At 38.8% G+C, this 14,731-nt stretch carries 10 protein-coding genes; 7 read left to right on the top strand and 3 right to left on the bottom strand.

Annotation, left to right across the window (positions count from 1 at the left end; translation table 11 throughout):
* The first annotated feature begins 14 nt into the window (after positions 1–14).
* From HDE70_RS12680 to HDE70_RS12665, 4 genes are all read left to right on the top strand, one after another.
* Entirely contained in the window at positions 15–3,299 is a 3,285-nt protein-coding gene (locus HDE70_RS12680) for an efflux RND transporter permease subunit (protein ID WP_183890522.1), read from the top strand.
* Between the two features lie 58 nt (positions 3,300–3,357).
* Positions 3,358–4,461: an efflux RND transporter periplasmic adaptor subunit gene (locus tag HDE70_RS12675; protein WP_183890520.1), complete on the top strand. Its 1,104-nt coding sequence runs from the start codon at positions 3,358–3,360 to the stop codon at positions 4,459–4,461.
* Positions 4,462–4,523: 62 nt separating this feature from the next.
* Entirely contained in the window at positions 4,524–5,438 is a 915-nt protein-coding gene (locus HDE70_RS12670) for a helix-turn-helix domain-containing protein (RefSeq protein ID WP_183866760.1), read from the top strand.
* Positions 5,439–5,688: 250 nt separating this feature from the next.
* The gene (locus HDE70_RS12665; RefSeq protein WP_183890518.1) at positions 5,689–8,250 is read left to right on the top strand and encodes a DUF5686 and carboxypeptidase-like regulatory domain-containing protein; all 2,562 of its coding nucleotides are present in this window, start codon (positions 5,689–5,691) and stop codon (positions 8,248–8,250) included.
* On the opposite strand, the gene HDE70_RS12660 is transcribed toward HDE70_RS12665, so the two are convergent.
* Positions 8,247–9,428 (bottom strand): BamA/TamA family outer membrane protein, encoded by a 1,182-nt coding sequence (locus tag HDE70_RS12660; protein WP_183890516.1) that lies wholly within the window; start codon positions 9,426–9,428, stop codon positions 8,247–8,249. The two genes, HDE70_RS12665 and HDE70_RS12660, sit on opposite strands and share 4 nt — an antisense overlap.
* Positions 9,429–9,536: 108 nt before the next feature.
* Here HDE70_RS12660 and HDE70_RS12655 point away from each other — a divergent pair, with 108 nt between their 5' ends.
* On the top strand, positions 9,537–10,253 hold the full coding sequence (locus HDE70_RS12655; RefSeq protein ID WP_183890514.1) for a DUF92 domain-containing protein: 717 nt from the start codon (positions 9,537–9,539) through the stop codon (positions 10,251–10,253).
* A gap of 190 nt (positions 10,254–10,443) precedes the next feature.
* Positions 10,444–11,127 carry a substrate-binding periplasmic protein gene (locus HDE70_RS12650; RefSeq protein ID WP_183866627.1) on the top strand — a complete coding sequence of 228 codons (684 nt, stop codon included), beginning with the start codon at positions 10,444–10,446 and terminating at the stop codon, positions 11,125–11,127.
* Positions 11,128–11,319: 192 nt separating this feature from the next.
* Here HDE70_RS12650 and HDE70_RS12645 read toward each other — a convergent pair whose 3' ends face one another.
* Positions 11,320–11,556, bottom strand: a complete 237-nt coding sequence (locus HDE70_RS12645) for a hypothetical protein (protein WP_183866628.1) — start codon at positions 11,554–11,556, stop codon at positions 11,320–11,322.
* Between the two features lie 145 nt (positions 11,557–11,701).
* Here HDE70_RS12645 and HDE70_RS12640 point away from each other — a divergent pair, with 145 nt between their 5' ends.
* On the top strand, positions 11,702–12,346 hold the full coding sequence (locus HDE70_RS12640) for a DUF1269 domain-containing protein (protein ID WP_183890512.1): 645 nt from the start codon (positions 11,702–11,704) through the stop codon (positions 12,344–12,346).
* A gap of 14 nt (positions 12,347–12,360) precedes the next feature.
* Here HDE70_RS12640 and HDE70_RS12635 read toward each other — a convergent pair whose 3' ends face one another.
* A complete protein-coding gene (locus HDE70_RS12635; RefSeq protein ID WP_183890510.1) occupies positions 12,361–14,724 on the bottom strand; it encodes an ABC transporter permease in 2,364 nt (787 codons plus the stop codon).
* Between the last annotated feature and the right edge of the window lie 7 nt (positions 14,725–14,731).

The raw sequence follows: 14,731 nt of genomic DNA, 5'->3' as shown, positions 1-14,731 counted from the left end.
GCTGCTACCCAGATATGAATTTAATACGTTTTGCATTGCGAAAACCCATTTCAATAATGGTGTTTGTTGCCGGTTTACTGTTCTTCGGTATCAGTGCCATGACCAGTATCAAGGTCGATATTTTACCTCAGATGAATTTGCCGGTTATTTATATCGCCCACCCGTTTGGGGGATATACACCTACTCAAATGGAGTCTTATTTTGCTAAAAACTATGTCAATGTCTTGCTTTTTGCGAATGGTATAAAAAGTATTGAAACTAAAAATACACAGGGGTTGATGCTGATGAAGCTGACCTATTATGAGGGAACGAATATGGCACAGGCGGCCTCAGAACTGAGCGCGCTGTCTAATCGGGCCCAGGCGATCTTCCCCCCCGGGTCCCAGCCCCCCTTTATTATCAGGTTTGATGCGTCATCCTTACCTATTGGACAGCTGGTATTAAGCAGTCCGACCCGCAGTAATAATGAATTGCAGGATTTAGCGAATACCTATGTCCGTGCTTCTTTTACGGCTATTCCAGGTTTACTGGCTCCTGCACCTTTTGGGGGTAGCCCGCGTACGGTAGAGATTAATGTGAATCCAGGTTTAATGCGGTCACATAACCTTACTGTAGAGCAGATTGTAAGTGCAATCAGTACGAATAACCAGACGGCTCCTTCGGGAAATGTGCGTATAGGGGATAAAAACTATATTACACCAACTAATTATACGATTAAAGAAATCAAAGATTTTGAGAATATCCCATTGTTTAAAGGAGGGGTTCAGAATCTTTATTTACGTGATGTTGCCAGTGTAAAAGATGGAGCGGATGTAACGAATGGTTATGCATTGATTAATGGTAAACGTTCTGTTTATCTGAGTATTGCCAAGTCGGGGGATGCTTCGACATGGGATGTAGTGAAGAATCTGAAGGCTAATTTGCCGAAAATTCAAAATACATTGCCTGAGGATGTGAAGTTATCTTATGAGTTTGACCAGTCTGTATCTGTTATCAATGCTGTAGAAAGTTTAATCAGTGAGGGTGCTATTGGAGCTATTCTGACGGGTTTAATGGTATTATTGTTTTTAGGAGATAAAAGAGCTGCATTAATCGTTATCCTGACGATTCCAACTTCAATTATTGCAGGTGTATTGTTCCTGAAATTATTTGGACAGACTATTAATATTATGTCACTTTCAGGGCTGGCACTGGCCATTGGTATCCTGGTGGATGAGTCTACGGTAACGATAGAGAATATTCACCAGCATTTTGATATGGGGAAACCCAAGGCGCTGGCGATATGGGATGCTTGTAAGGAGATTGCTTTTCCTAAGTTGCTGATCTTATTATGTATCCTGGCTGTATTTGCACCTGCTTTTACGATGACAGGTATACCTGGAGCCTTATTTTTACCTTTGGCATTAGCTATTGGGTTCTCCATGATCATTTCTTTCCTTTTATCCCAGACTTTTGTCCCTATTCTGGCGAACTGGTTAATGGTGGCGCATCCGCACAAGCATGTAAAAACGAATCCTGCTATTACCGAGGATGAGGATGCTTTTAATCAAACGGGTTTGACATTGGAATCTGAGCAGGAAACGCTGAACCAGAAAAAAATTCTGGTAGAGCGTGAGGGTTATGATGAAGGTGGAAAAGTGACGTTATTTGATAAATTCAGAAATAGGTTTATGCGTTTCATTGACCGTTTATTCCTGATCCGTAAGCCGGTTGTGATTATTTACCTGATCGTTATTATTGGTTCTGCGATCCTAATGTTAGCTAATATTGGCCGTGATGTATTGCCTAAAGTGAATTCAAGCCAGTTTCAGCTGAGGATGCGTGCTCCCGATGGTACACGTATAGAAAGAACAGAGGAAAAAGCAAATATGATCCTGAAAGTCCTGAAAAAAATGGTAGGGCCTGAACATGTGGGAATTACTTCTGTTTATGTTGGACAGCATCCTGCGCTTTTCTCTGTGAATCCAATTTATTTATTTATGGGCGGACCTCATGAGGCTGTTTTCCAGATCGCATTGAAAGACTATCATGTGAATATGGATGAGCTGAAAGATAAGTTGCGTGATGAGGTTAAAAAACAGATTCCTGATGTAAAGTTATCATTTGAGCCTATCGAATTAACTGATAAGGTATTAAGTCAGGGTTCTCCAACTCCGGTGGAAGTCAGAATTGCTGGTAAAAACAAAAAGATAAACGAGGAATATGCGGGTAAAATCGTCTCTGAGTTAAGGAAAATCAATTATATGAGAGATGTGCAGATTGCACAGCCGATTAAATATCCTTCGTTAAATATCAATATTGACAGGGTACGTGCTGCTCAGCTGGGAATTGATTTAAATGATATCTCGAAATCATTGGTTGCTTCGACTTCATCTTCCCGTTATACAGATAAAAATAACTGGGTAGATGAAAAGATCGGTTTATCTTATGGTGTTCAGGTACAGGTTCCTTTAAACCAGATGAACAGTAAAGATGATCTTGGTGAAATCCCGCTGCTTAAAAACAGCAGCAGACCTGTATTAAGTGATGTCGCTACAATTAAAGCTGATACTACTTATGGTGAAAATGATAACCTTGGGGCTACGCCATACTTATCTGTAACTGCGAACCTGAATGATAAAGATTTGGGGTCGGCCAATAAAGATGTGACTCTGGCTATCAAAAACCTGGGTGAACTGCCAAGGGGAGTTGTGGTAGAACAGATTGGTCTGGGAAAAGTGCTGGATGAAACGCTGACTAGTTTGCAGACTGGTTTATTAGTGGCTATTGTCGTGATTTTCCTAATGTTATCGGCTAACTTCCAGTCGTTCAGGGTACCACTTGTTATTCTGGCAACAGTTCCGGCCGTAATATTAGGATCACTGTTATTGTTGAAATTGACGGGTTCTACGCTTAACTTACAGTCTTATATGGGGATTATCATGTCTGTCGGGGTGTCTATTGCCAATGCGGTCTTGTTAATTACGAATGCAGAGGAGTTGAGAAAACATAACGGAAATGCACTGGAATCTGCCAGAGAAGCAGCTGGGTTACGTTTACGTCCAATCATTATGACCAGTGTGGCGATGGTTGCGGGTATGTTACCGATGGCTATTGGTCATGGAGAGGGTGGGGATCAGGTATCTCCACTGGGAAGAGCGGTAATCGGAGGATTAATTGCTTCTACTTTCGCCGTATTAATTATCTTGCCTATGGTATTTGCATGGGTACAAGGTAAAGTTTCTACACAGTCCTTATCCTTAGATCCGGAAGATGAAGAAAGTGCACATTTTATTAAAGGATTACATGAAGGTAAATAATAATCAGGTGTTAAACGCCTCAAATACTAATAAGAACAGATACATAGCATCTCATATAATGAACAAACAAATATTCCGCCGGACTTCCTTTTTTTTAAGCAGTATTGCATTGGCAGCCATGCTGAGCAGTTGTCACCACGAAGAGAAAAAAGAAAATAAAGCTGCTGATAAAAAAGTTGAGCTCAAGACTTTTGTGCTGAGCAAAGAAAAAATGGCAACTTCATTGAAAATGCCAGGTGAGCTGATTGCTTATCAACAGGTTGATTTATATGCTAAGGTGAGCAGTTTTGTGAGAACACTTAAAGCAGATATTGGCTCTGAGGTTAAACAGGGACAGCTGCTAATGACACTGGAAGCACCAGAACTGGCTTCGCAGCTTGCAGCTGCTGAATCCCGTCTGAAATCTCAGGAAGCTGTTTATACAGCCAGTAAGGCGAATTACGACCGTTTGTTTGAAACCAGTAAAACTCCCGGAACAATTTCCAAGAATGATCTGGATCAGGCCATTGCGAAAAGAAACTCAGACCTTGCTCAGTTTAATGCGGCAAAGGCAGCTTATAAAGAAGTAGGGTCTATCCAGAATTACCTGGAAATCCGTGCTCCTTTTGATGGGGTAATTTCTTCGAGAAATGTGAATCTTGGGGCTTATGTAGGGCCATCAGGAAAAGGATCTGAATTTCCTTTATTCACTTTACAACAACAGAAACATTTGCGTCTGGCAATCTCTATTCCGGAATTATATACTGGATATCTTAAAGAAGGGGATGCAGTTACTTTTACTGTGAAATCGCAACCGGATTTATTGTTTACTGCGAAGGTAAAAAGGTTATCTGGTGCACTGGATCAGCGTTTACGTTCCGAAAGAGTAGAAATGGATGTTCCTAATTTGCTGAAGCAGCTTTTACCAGGAATGGTAGCAGATGTTTCGATTCCTTTGCCAGCAAATGCAAGTACTTTTACTGTTCCTAAAACTGCTTTGGTTGAAAGTGCAGAAGGTGTATATGTAATTCGTTCTAATGGTGGGAAAGCAGAAAAGGTAACGGTTAAAAAGGGACGTGAAACGGATGACAGGATAGAAATTTTTGGTGATATTAAAGAAGGGGATGTCCTGGTTAGTCAGGCAAATGAAGAAATTCATCCCGGAGACGTTATCAAACCATAATATTACATAAAAAATATAGGGACATCTTAAAATTTATGCAATTTTAATGCGTGAAAAAAAGTATGTCCCTTCAGGAGTTTTATGAGATGTTTGCTGTTAACCGACCAGACGTCACTATTCCCAATACAATACTTGATGCACATACCGGACATTTTAATGTATTTAAAAGGTTCGGTTACTGCACCTTAAATCCTTCTCCTTATAACAGGAGGGATTTTTATAAAATTGCATACATCATTGGAAAAGGGATTCTCCATTATCCAAATCAGCAGATAGAGATTGATGGTTGTGCCTTAATGATCACCAATCAGACTATCCCATATTCGTGGCAGTCAACTTCTGAATTTCAATCGGGCTATTTCTGCTTGTTTACCGAAAATTTTATGCGTCAGCGCACTGAGCCGCTAAAAAATTCTCTGCTGGCCAGGATACAGGATAATCCTGTGTTTTATATTAATAAGGAGCAGCAGGAACATGTGGCCAGGATCTTTGAAAAAATGCTGGCAGAAATGGAGAGTGATTATACTTATAAGTATGATCTGATCCGTAATTATGTGAATCTGCTTATTCATGAAGCGATGAAAATGCAGCCTTGTGAAGCACAGGTTAAGTCAAATAATGCGTCTTCCCGTATTGCATCTTTGTTTTTTGAACTGCTGGAAAGACAATTTCCTATTTATTCTCCTGATCATGTATTGCAGCTTCGTACAGCGAATGATTTTGCAGAACGGTTGTCTATTCATGTGAACCACCTGAATCATGCGGTGAAGGAAGTAACTGGTAAAACTACTTCTGAGCATATTTCCGGACGTATTGCAAATGAAGCTATTGCCTTGCTCAAACATACGGAATGGAATATTTCGGAAATAGGCTATTGCCTGGGTTTTGAATATCCTGCAAATTTCAATCTTTTCTTTAAACGCCAGACTATGGCCGTACCAAAATCATTCCGGGAGAAAACAATTGGCTTAAGTTAGTGTTGTTTCGCTGCGGCCTATACTATGCAGCTTGTTTATAAACGTACCTTTTTGATTTTTTTTAAAAGATGATCATGAATTGGTATGATTTTTAACATACATTAACATCTTAATTGAGAAACATTTGGTTAATTAGAGTTATTATATGATTTACAAATAGTTATCATATTAATACATGCTGATCAGTGTATGATTAATCAGTTATTTGCATAAATATTAACAAAAAGACTTAGGCCAGGCGTTTTAGATTATGATTGATATCCAGAAGAAGTCTTTTTGTGTACTGACTGTACTTGTTTTTCTTTTTACACTCCAGGCTTCGGCCCAGCGTACCGTAATTTCGGGGGCTATAACAAATGTGAAGGACAGAACTCCTATTCCTTACGTTACAGTTTTGTTTAAGGGGACTAAAATAATGGCCAGAACAGATATTAACGGAAAATACGAGATCAGTACAACTGAATCTTATACCCAGCTACAGGTTGAATATGTAGGCTTCAAAACACGTGTTTTCCCTGTGGTTGCCGGTCAGGCACAGATCCTGAATATTAAACTCCAGGAAGAATCGCAAAATCTCAATGAGGTGACGATCAGTTCCAGTAAAAAGGCTCCTTATAAGAATAAAGGGAACCCTGCTGTAGAACTGATCAGGAAGGTGATTGAGCATAAACCTATGAACAGGCTTGAAAGCGCAAATGAAGTACAGTATCAGCAGTATGACTGGATGCAATTTTCACTCAGTAATTTATCAGAGAAATTCAAGAATAAAAAGCTTTTCCGTAAATATCAGTTCCTGTTTGATCAGCAGGATTCATCCGAGATAGGAGGAAAGAATATTTTGCCTATTTATCTTCGTGAACGGTTTTCTCAGAATTATTACCGTAAGAATCCTGAGAAAAAAAAAGTGATTATGCTGGCCGACAAGCATGTTAATTTTGATAACGGGCTGGTTGATAATAATGCGATTGGTAATTATTTCGAGAGAATGTATGCGGATGTAAACATCTATGATAATAACATCGTTTTCACCAATAGCCAGTTTTTAAGCCCTATTGCTGATGGAGCACCTACATTTTATAAGTTTTTTATCACAGATACAATTAAGACTGCTAAGCCTAATTTAATTGAACTTTCGTTCGTTCCCCGTAATAAGAACGCACTATTGTTCGAAGGAAAGATTTATATCACTATGGATGGGAAATATGCTGTTCAGAATGCTTTATTGAAAACGGCGAAAGATGTAAATATAAATTTCGTGCGGGCCATGGAAGTGAAGCTGAATTTTGAGCAGGATTCTTTAGGGAAATTTTACCTGAGTAAAAGTCATTTGTTAGTAGACTTTGGTTTAGGAAGTGATGGAGGAAGAGGTTTTAAGGGGGAGCGGACGGTTGTAATTAAAGATTATAAAACAAATGTGGTACAGCCGGACGCAATTTATAAAGGGGAAAGCCTGGTGGTAGTTCCGGAGGCAGAAAGCAGGTCAGACCAGTTCTGGGCAAATAACCGTCTGGATACTTTAGCGAAAGAAAAGATCAAAATCTATCATAATATGGATAGCCTTGGTCAAATGAAGTCTTTTAAGCGTTTGATGGATGTAGCGTCTATTCTTTTTATAGGCTATAAAAAATACGGAAAGACAGAAGTTGGCCCTATTTATAGTTTTTATAGCTTCAATAGTCTGGAGGGCTTCAGGTTAAGGTTTGGAGGCCGTACAACGACAGATTTCAGTAAAAGATTTTATTTTGATACTTATGCCGCCTATGGTTTTAAGGATGAAAAAATGAAAGGTTATCTGAGTGCTGCTTATGCTTTTAATAACAAGTCTATTTATACTTTTCCCCAGAGTTTTATCAGGGCGAGTTTCCAGCGTGACGTTGATATTCCGGGAGATGGTGCAAAGAATATAATTCCAGAGGACAATTTTGTCGCTTCTTTTAAACGTGGAGAAAGCAATCAGTTCTTGTATAGTGATTATTACAGGGTGAACTATATGCAGGAATATAGTAACCATTTTTCTTTTAACCTGGGCTTTAAGAAATGGGCACAGACTCCTGCGGGATCGCTGATTTTCGCTAATTATATGGATAATAAAGCGGTGCTGACTGATCAGGTAATCAGTTCTGAATTAAGTCTGGATCTTCGTTATGCGCCTTTTGAGAAGTTCTATCAGGGTAAAACTTTCCGTGAACGGATCATCGAAAAATACCCGGTTTTTAACCTGAATTATTCAAGAGGAATAAAGGGGTTATTTGGGGGACAGTACAATTATCATAACATTATGGGTAGTATTGATAAGCGTTTCTATTTGTCACAGTTCGGACGTTCAGATGTACGGTTAGAGGGTGGTTATATTGCGGGTAAGGTTCCTTTTCCATTATTGGATATCCATAGGGCAAATCAAAGTTATTCTTACCAGATCTACGCTTATAACCTGATGAATTTCATGGAATTTGTAAGTGATCATTATGTGAGTTTGAATATTGATCATAATTTCAATGGATTGATATTAAATAGAATACCGTTGCTTAAGAAACTGAAATTAAGGGAGTATATTACTTTCAAGGGGTTATATGGTGGTTTGAGAAAAGAGAATGATCCGAATCAGGATGCTTCTTTATTACAATTTCCTGTGAATGGTGATGGGGTCAAAACTACTTATTCGCTCGGCAAACTGCCTTACATAGAGGGGAGTATAGGGATTGGGAATATTTTTAAAGTGGTCCGCCTTGATTTAGTGAGAAGATTCAATTATTTAGATAATCCTGGTATTTCTAAATATGGGTTAAGGGCTAAGGTTCAGTTTGAATTCTAGAAGGCTTCGTTAATGCCTACAAAGACGCCGTTTGATCCATTACCAAAGCCATAATCAAGGCACAGGTTAGTTCTGGTGTGTTTATTGAACAAGATGCGTAATCCGGCCCCTCCGCCTGCTTCCCAATATTCAAGTAAGCGTGTGCGAAACTGATTGTTCGCGGTTTGCATGTTGAAGAAGGTAACTCCGCTAATTAATTTATTCGCTGTAATGGGGAATCTGTATTCCAGTTCATTGTAAAAATAAGAGGGCCCTTTGAAGCGGGCGATGGTATAACCCCGGCCAAGACGCTGATAAGTGTCGCTTCCTGTTCCGGGTAATTCTAAATAGGGGATTTTTCCTTTTAACAGATATGAGCCCCATAACCAGAAGGCAAGAACGTGCTCAGGATTCTTTTTGGAAAGTGACCAGTATTTTCTCAATTCTGTTTTTAATTGTGTGGCACTCTCGTCGCTGCCCAGCCATTTTCTATTTGATCTGAGCGACAGATTGATATAAACTCCTTTATAAGCACGAAATGGTTGGTCACGTGTATCGTATTGCAGGTTCACTGATAATCCGCTGGCTGTATATCCGTAGGTAGGGAACCCGTTTTTAACACTATAGAAGTGATTCCTGGTTTTTGAATTGGCTGAATTCTCACGTTCGTCGTCAATATTTGTATAATAATTAAAAGCGAAGCCTGCTCCAGCGTAAAAGTTATCAAATATCTTATGGTATATATTTTCATATAACTTTGCGTAAGTATACCTGATCGGGGATATTCCGGGGTCATCTTTGCCTGTGCCGATCCCATGGTCAAGAACTACAGTTTTTCCAAACTCCCAGCTTCCATCCAGATACCATTGGTTGGCTTCAGAGTACACGTTATGTTTTAATTGTATCAGGGCAAGCTGGTTAGTTGAAACTGCTCCGAAAGCATCAAAAATTGATATTGTAGTTGTTTTAGGGTTGCCAAATATTTTGGTTACTGAAACATCTGCACCAAACATAAAGCCTGTACTTGGAGTATAGCCTATGGATGGAAGTATGGCCAGGCTGCTTGTCTTTTTAAAAGTGGTATCCGGTTTTGAGTTTTTCTTAAACAATATTCTGAAAATATCGTTTACATCCTGCTGGGCTACAGTATCTTTTAAAGGCGGTTTTTCCTGTGCAAACACTGCACAGGAAAAACTCAAAAAAAGGAATAAAGCAACCCGAAAATAACAAAGCATATATTTTTTAAAATTACAAAGAATATCTTCAATCTTGTCAATGCTGTCTCATAAATTTTATTACTTTTAACCATGTTGATTCAACGTGCCGCTCTTCCTGTAGCCATTTTATTGCTTACAGCTGGATATTTAAGTGTCTATTCCCGAAAACTAACTGTAGGGGCGGCTATGACCGGTGTATTGTGCGGAATGCTTATTTTTCTTGGAATTGGTTATGCCGGGCTGGCTTTTCTGGCCGTGTTTTTTCTATTGGGTACGCTGGCTACAGCATGGGGAAGGAAAACAAAAGTACAATTGGATAAGCCGGGCGATACGGTACAAAGAAAGCCCGGACAGGTGCTGGCCAATGCCGGAACAGCAACGCTGCTATCTTTTTTGGCGATAGTTTTTCCTGAATATAAAGAAATTTTATTGGTAATGGCAGCTGGAAGTTTTGCATCAGCTACAGCAGATACTTTATCTTCAGAGTTGGGTGTATTATTTGGAAGAAGCTTTTATAATTGCCTGAGCTGGAGAAAAGAGAAGAAAGGGCTGGACGGTGTGATCAGTCTGGAAGGTACATTGATTGGTATAGCAGGGGCAGGGGTAATTGCATTAATTTATTGGCTGTTCACGGGCAGCAGTGGGTACCTGTTAATTCTTGTTTTTACCGGTTTTGCGGGTAATTTTTCAGATTCGGTAATGGGTGCGGGGCTGGAACGCCGTAATTTTCTGAGTAATGATGGGGTGAATTTTCTAAGTACATTATTTGCCGCAGGCATAACTCTATTATTAATCAGTGTTTTCTGATAGTTTTAATTTTCTGATCGTCAAATGAAATATTTATATTGGAGAATATTGAAAAAGACCCTTAAAATTAACTAAAATTGTCAGTATAAAATAAGGAGTTGGCCCTGGTTGTTAATCTTCATTGGAAAAACAGGAATAAAAGAAGGGATCGATACGAATATAAGACCCCTGAGAATTGAAATAGCAAATTATGAAACAAATATTGAAGATAGGACTGGATTCAGCAGCACCTTTTCCTTTACACAGCGATTATAATTCATCTGTATTTGAAGGATTTGAGGTAGACATGATCCGGGCAGTTGCTGAAGTTTTGAACCTCGAACTACATTATGAGGTATCACTATGGAAAACTATCCTCGAAAAATTATATAAAGGTGAGCTGGATATGATTTGTTCAGCAGTAACGATGACTACTTCCAGGCAGATGATCCTGGAATTCAGTAAACCGTATCTGCAATTTCAGTTATGTGCTGTAGTTAATGGTGGAGACGGGCTGACTGATCTGGACAGCTTTAAGAATAAAAAAATTGGAATCAGAACAGCCACTGAGGCGGAGAAATATGTAATGGCTCAGTTTCCAGGTAATGCTACTGTGCATACGGACACAAATGATGAGCTGTATAAAAAACTTCTTGCACATAAAATTGATGTGCTGATTGATGATTCACCGATCGTAGGTGGTTTTCTTGCGAAACATCAAACCTTACAGATTGGCATGTTTATGCCGGGAACTGAGTCTGAATATGCGATAGCTATGAAAAAGGGCGATCTTGCACTAAAGCATCAGATTAATGAAACTCTTGATTTGCTAAGGCAGAATGGGGTTTATGATTTGATTCATGACAAGTGGTTTAATAGTATTAAACTTGTCTGATTATCATTTCAGTAATTAATTGTAATTTTGTATCTTATTATTGTTTTTAGGGCTGTAAGATTTGTACCGTGGATAAGAAAAAACATAAAGATAAAAAGCATTCTAAATCGAAATCTAAAAAGAAAAAAGAATGCTGTGAGAAGTATAAAAAGGGTAAGCGTTGTGATAATTGTCCTTTAGGATAGTTTGAATTCAGTCCTTTAAATACTTTGTGGCGTCCTGTATAATTTCAATTAAACGGGGGTTATCATCGCGGTATGTCTCACTTAGCCACATATATTTGCGCATTTCTGTGTCGTAGATTGCAACTCCGGGACCATGTTCTGGCCCAAGCTCGCTAAAATATTTATGGCAGGCTACTATAGATCCTAATCTACAGTACCAATCCTGATCTAGTTTGTAATTGATGTTGATTGCTAAGTATCTCATACTATAAACTTAATCAGTGCCCTGAGCCTGTTCAAGAAAATTATATAAAATGGCTGATATGTTATATATTAAACCTGCTTTACCAAACAAAACGGCTTTTTGATTGCTTTTATAAGTATAGGTTTGATTCAATAAACTATCAATTATGGAAAAGATAATACAGGCGCTGTTCACTACTGATTCAGAAGCGTTTAATGCCATGCGGGCTATACAGCAATTAGATCATTCACAAGATATTTCTCTGGGTGAGTCTTATATACTCAGTAAGGATCCGGATGGAAATACAGCAATCCGGTCTGCTAAAGATGAAGCGGAAGGTTATAGTGCAATAGGGGGAGGGATCATTGGCGGATTGATCGGTTTACTGGCCGGGCCACTTGGTTTTCTGGTTGGTATAGGTGCTGGTATGGTTGCGGGTTCAGTTGGAGATACAGTCAGGGCTGAAGGGGTGTCAGATTATCTGGATAAGGTTTCTGCGAATATACCTAAGGGAAAGTCTTTGTTGATTTTGCATGTTTGGGAAGATTGGGAAACTCCTGTTAATACTGTGCTGGAGCCGTTAACGCAGGAGATCACCAGAACAAGTGTAGATGATGAGGCCTTTATTCCTGCGCCGGCAAAACTGGTTGCGCTGAGGGAAAATCAATTGTCACGCTGGGTAGATAACCATCATGAGCATAATGCAGACAGAGGTGCTTTAGAGCCTCACTCACAGGAAAAACAGGAGCGTCTGGAAAGTCGTATCAAAGAACAAAAACAGCGGCTTGAAAGGCTTAAAAAAGATAGATAATTTATTGCGCTGAATTATTCGTATTTAAGTGCATCCACAGGGTTTGATCTGATCACTTTTACGGATTGAAGGCTTACGGTAAGAATTGTAATGAATAAGGAAAGCCCAATTGCAATGGCAAAAGGCAAAACAGAGATTGAAATTCTGAAACTATAGGACGCCAGCCAGTTGTTTATAATTATATAAGCAACTGGAAATGCGATTAAATTACCGATAGCTACCAGTTTTATGAAATCCTTGTTTAATAGGGTAATAATATTTAAATTGTTCGCTCCTAATACTTTGCGTATACTTATTTCTCTTTTTCGTTGTTCAGCCATGAACAAAGCAAGACCTAAAAGACCAAGGCAGGAGATGAAAATTGCAAAACCTCCAAACCAGTTTGAAAGGGTGCCCAGTAGTTTTTCATTCTGAAATTTCATCTCGAAACTTTCATCTGCAAAATGCCGTTCTACCGGGAAATCCGGATTCATCATTTTAACAATATTGTCGATCTTACTGACTGAATTACTTACATTCTGATTGGGGTTTAACCGGGCAATAATCGTATTTATTTCTTCCATATTATAGCTGATAGCCATCGGTTCTGCACTTTTATAGGGTGATTCCATAACGAAATCTTCCATTACGCCTATAATTGTTAGCGGCTGGCCGGCATATTTAATTACAGTACCTACAGGGTTTTTTAAACTCATTATTTTTACTGCTGCTTCATTCAGAATAATTGTTGCTGAGTCTTGATATTTTGGCGAAAAGTCTCTTCCTGACAGAATTTTTGCACCAGTTGTTTTAGTGAAATCGTATCCTGTCTGCCGATAATTAAAGATGAATACATCAGTTGGTTTTTTACCTGCCCAGCTAAAATCACTTGTATTATTTCCTCCTTCATCGAGTGATTGACTGAAATAAGTGATATCGGTAACAGCGCCGGATTTCAGTAATTGATCTTTGATTAAAAGCAATTGAGATTTGGTTCTTAGTTTTCCTTCGGCAGATATGGCTACCAGCCCGGCTTTGTTATATCCAATAGGTTTATTTCTTACATAATTTAATTGCTGATATATAACGGCTGTACAAACGATCAGGCAGGCGGCAAAGGTAAATTGAATGACTACGAGTATTTTACGGATTGAAAGAGAAGAATTTCCAGCCGTATTGAATCCTTTCAATACCTTAACCGGTTCAAATGAGGAAAGGTAAAATGCAGGGTAGCTTCCTGCGATGAAACCGGTTAATAGTGTTAAACTAATCAATGTTGACCAGAATTTCCAGTCTTTATAATTGATAACCAGATTTAAGTTGAGTAATCCATTAAAATAGGGCAGGCTTAATTCCAGTAAGGTAAAGGCTACCAGCATTCCGATAAAGGCTAATAACATGGATTCCAGCATAAATTGACTAATCAGAGATTTTCTAGAAGAACCAATGGCTTTACGTACGCCAACTTCTTTTGCTCTTTTTTCAGATCTTGCTGTAGAGAGGTTCATAAAGTTTACACAGGCAATCAGCAAAATACAAAAAGCGAGTACCAGGAAGATCCTGAGCTGGTCAATTTTACCACCTGTGGATTTTCCGTTTTCAAATTTATCATATAAGTGCATTTTAGAAACAGGATGCAGAAAGGCTTCACTGGAAGATATTGTTCTGTTTCTTTTGTAAATCCCTTTCATCTGGCTGTTGACCTGATTGAAAAACTGGTTGTCTTTGAGTTGTATAAGGGTCATACAGACATTGCTTTTCCAATTGAATTCCTGGAGAGATGGGTTATGTTTTTCATTTAATGCCCAAGGTAACAAATAGTCGAACCGAATACTATTGTTCAATGGGATGTCTTCAATAACGGCCTCTACCTTCAGGTCTTCTGCGTTTCCCAATCTTACTGTTTTATTGATAGGATCTTCATTGCCGAATAAGCTTTTAGCTAAGGTTTCGGTCAAAATTACCGTATTTACTTCTTGCAGGGCAGTAGCAGGATTACCTCTGATAAATTTATAATCCAGTATTTTTAAGAAATCTGGTTCAGCATAAACAGCTGATTTTTTAAAATTATTATGCTGATAACTGATTAATATGTTCTCTGGAAAGGTGGAATGAGAAGTATAGGCGACCCCTGGTATTTTATCTCTTATTTCTCTGGCCATTGGTGCGGGAGTCCATGGCCAGCTTGTGGTCTGTCCATTGGCAGTTAAATTATCAATCGCCATATAGGTCTTTTCCTGGTGAGTAAACTGCTGATCATAACTCATTTCATAGGCCACATATAGTAATAAAATAAGGCAACTGGCCAGTCCAATAGCTAAACCTCCAATATTAATTAAAGTAAATACTTTGTTTTTCCAAAGATTACGAAGTGCTATTTTGAAATTCAGTTTAAACATAGCTTAT

It is taken from the genome of Pedobacter cryoconitis, from assembly GCF_014200595.1.
Lineage (GTDB): Bacteria > Bacteroidota > Bacteroidia > Sphingobacteriales > Sphingobacteriaceae > Pedobacter > Pedobacter cryoconitis_C.
This window is presented reverse-complemented; position numbering and strand designations above follow the sequence as displayed.

What these genes read in the sequence shown, in the direction of transcription:
- HDE70_RS12680 (WP_183890522.1), top strand. Translation starts at nt 15, where the DNA reads ATGAATTTAATACGTTTTGCATTGCGAAAACCCATTTCAATAATGGTG.
- HDE70_RS12675 (WP_183890520.1), top strand. Translation starts at nt 3,358, where the DNA reads ATGAACAAACAAATATTCCGCCGGACTTCCTTTTTTTTAAGCAGTATT.
- HDE70_RS12670 (WP_183866760.1), top strand. Translation starts at nt 4,524, where the DNA reads ATGTCCCTTCAGGAGTTTTATGAGATGTTTGCTGTTAACCGACCAGAC.
- HDE70_RS12665 (WP_183890518.1), top strand. Translation starts at nt 5,689, where the DNA reads ATGATTGATATCCAGAAGAAGTCTTTTTGTGTACTGACTGTACTTGTT.
- HDE70_RS12655 (WP_183890514.1), top strand. Translation starts at nt 9,537, where the DNA reads ATGTTGATTCAACGTGCCGCTCTTCCTGTAGCCATTTTATTGCTTACA.
- HDE70_RS12650 (WP_183866627.1), top strand. Translation starts at nt 10,444, where the DNA reads ATGAAACAAATATTGAAGATAGGACTGGATTCAGCAGCACCTTTTCCT.
- HDE70_RS12645 (WP_183866628.1), bottom strand. Translation starts at nt 11,556, where the DNA reads ATGAGATACTTAGCAATCAACATCAATTACAAACTAGATCAGGATTGG.
- HDE70_RS12640 (WP_183890512.1), top strand. Translation starts at nt 11,702, where the DNA reads ATGGAAAAGATAATACAGGCGCTGTTCACTACTGATTCAGAAGCGTTT.
- HDE70_RS12635 (WP_183890510.1), bottom strand. Translation starts at nt 14,724, where the DNA reads ATGTTTAAACTGAATTTCAAAATAGCACTTCGTAATCTTTGGAAAAAC.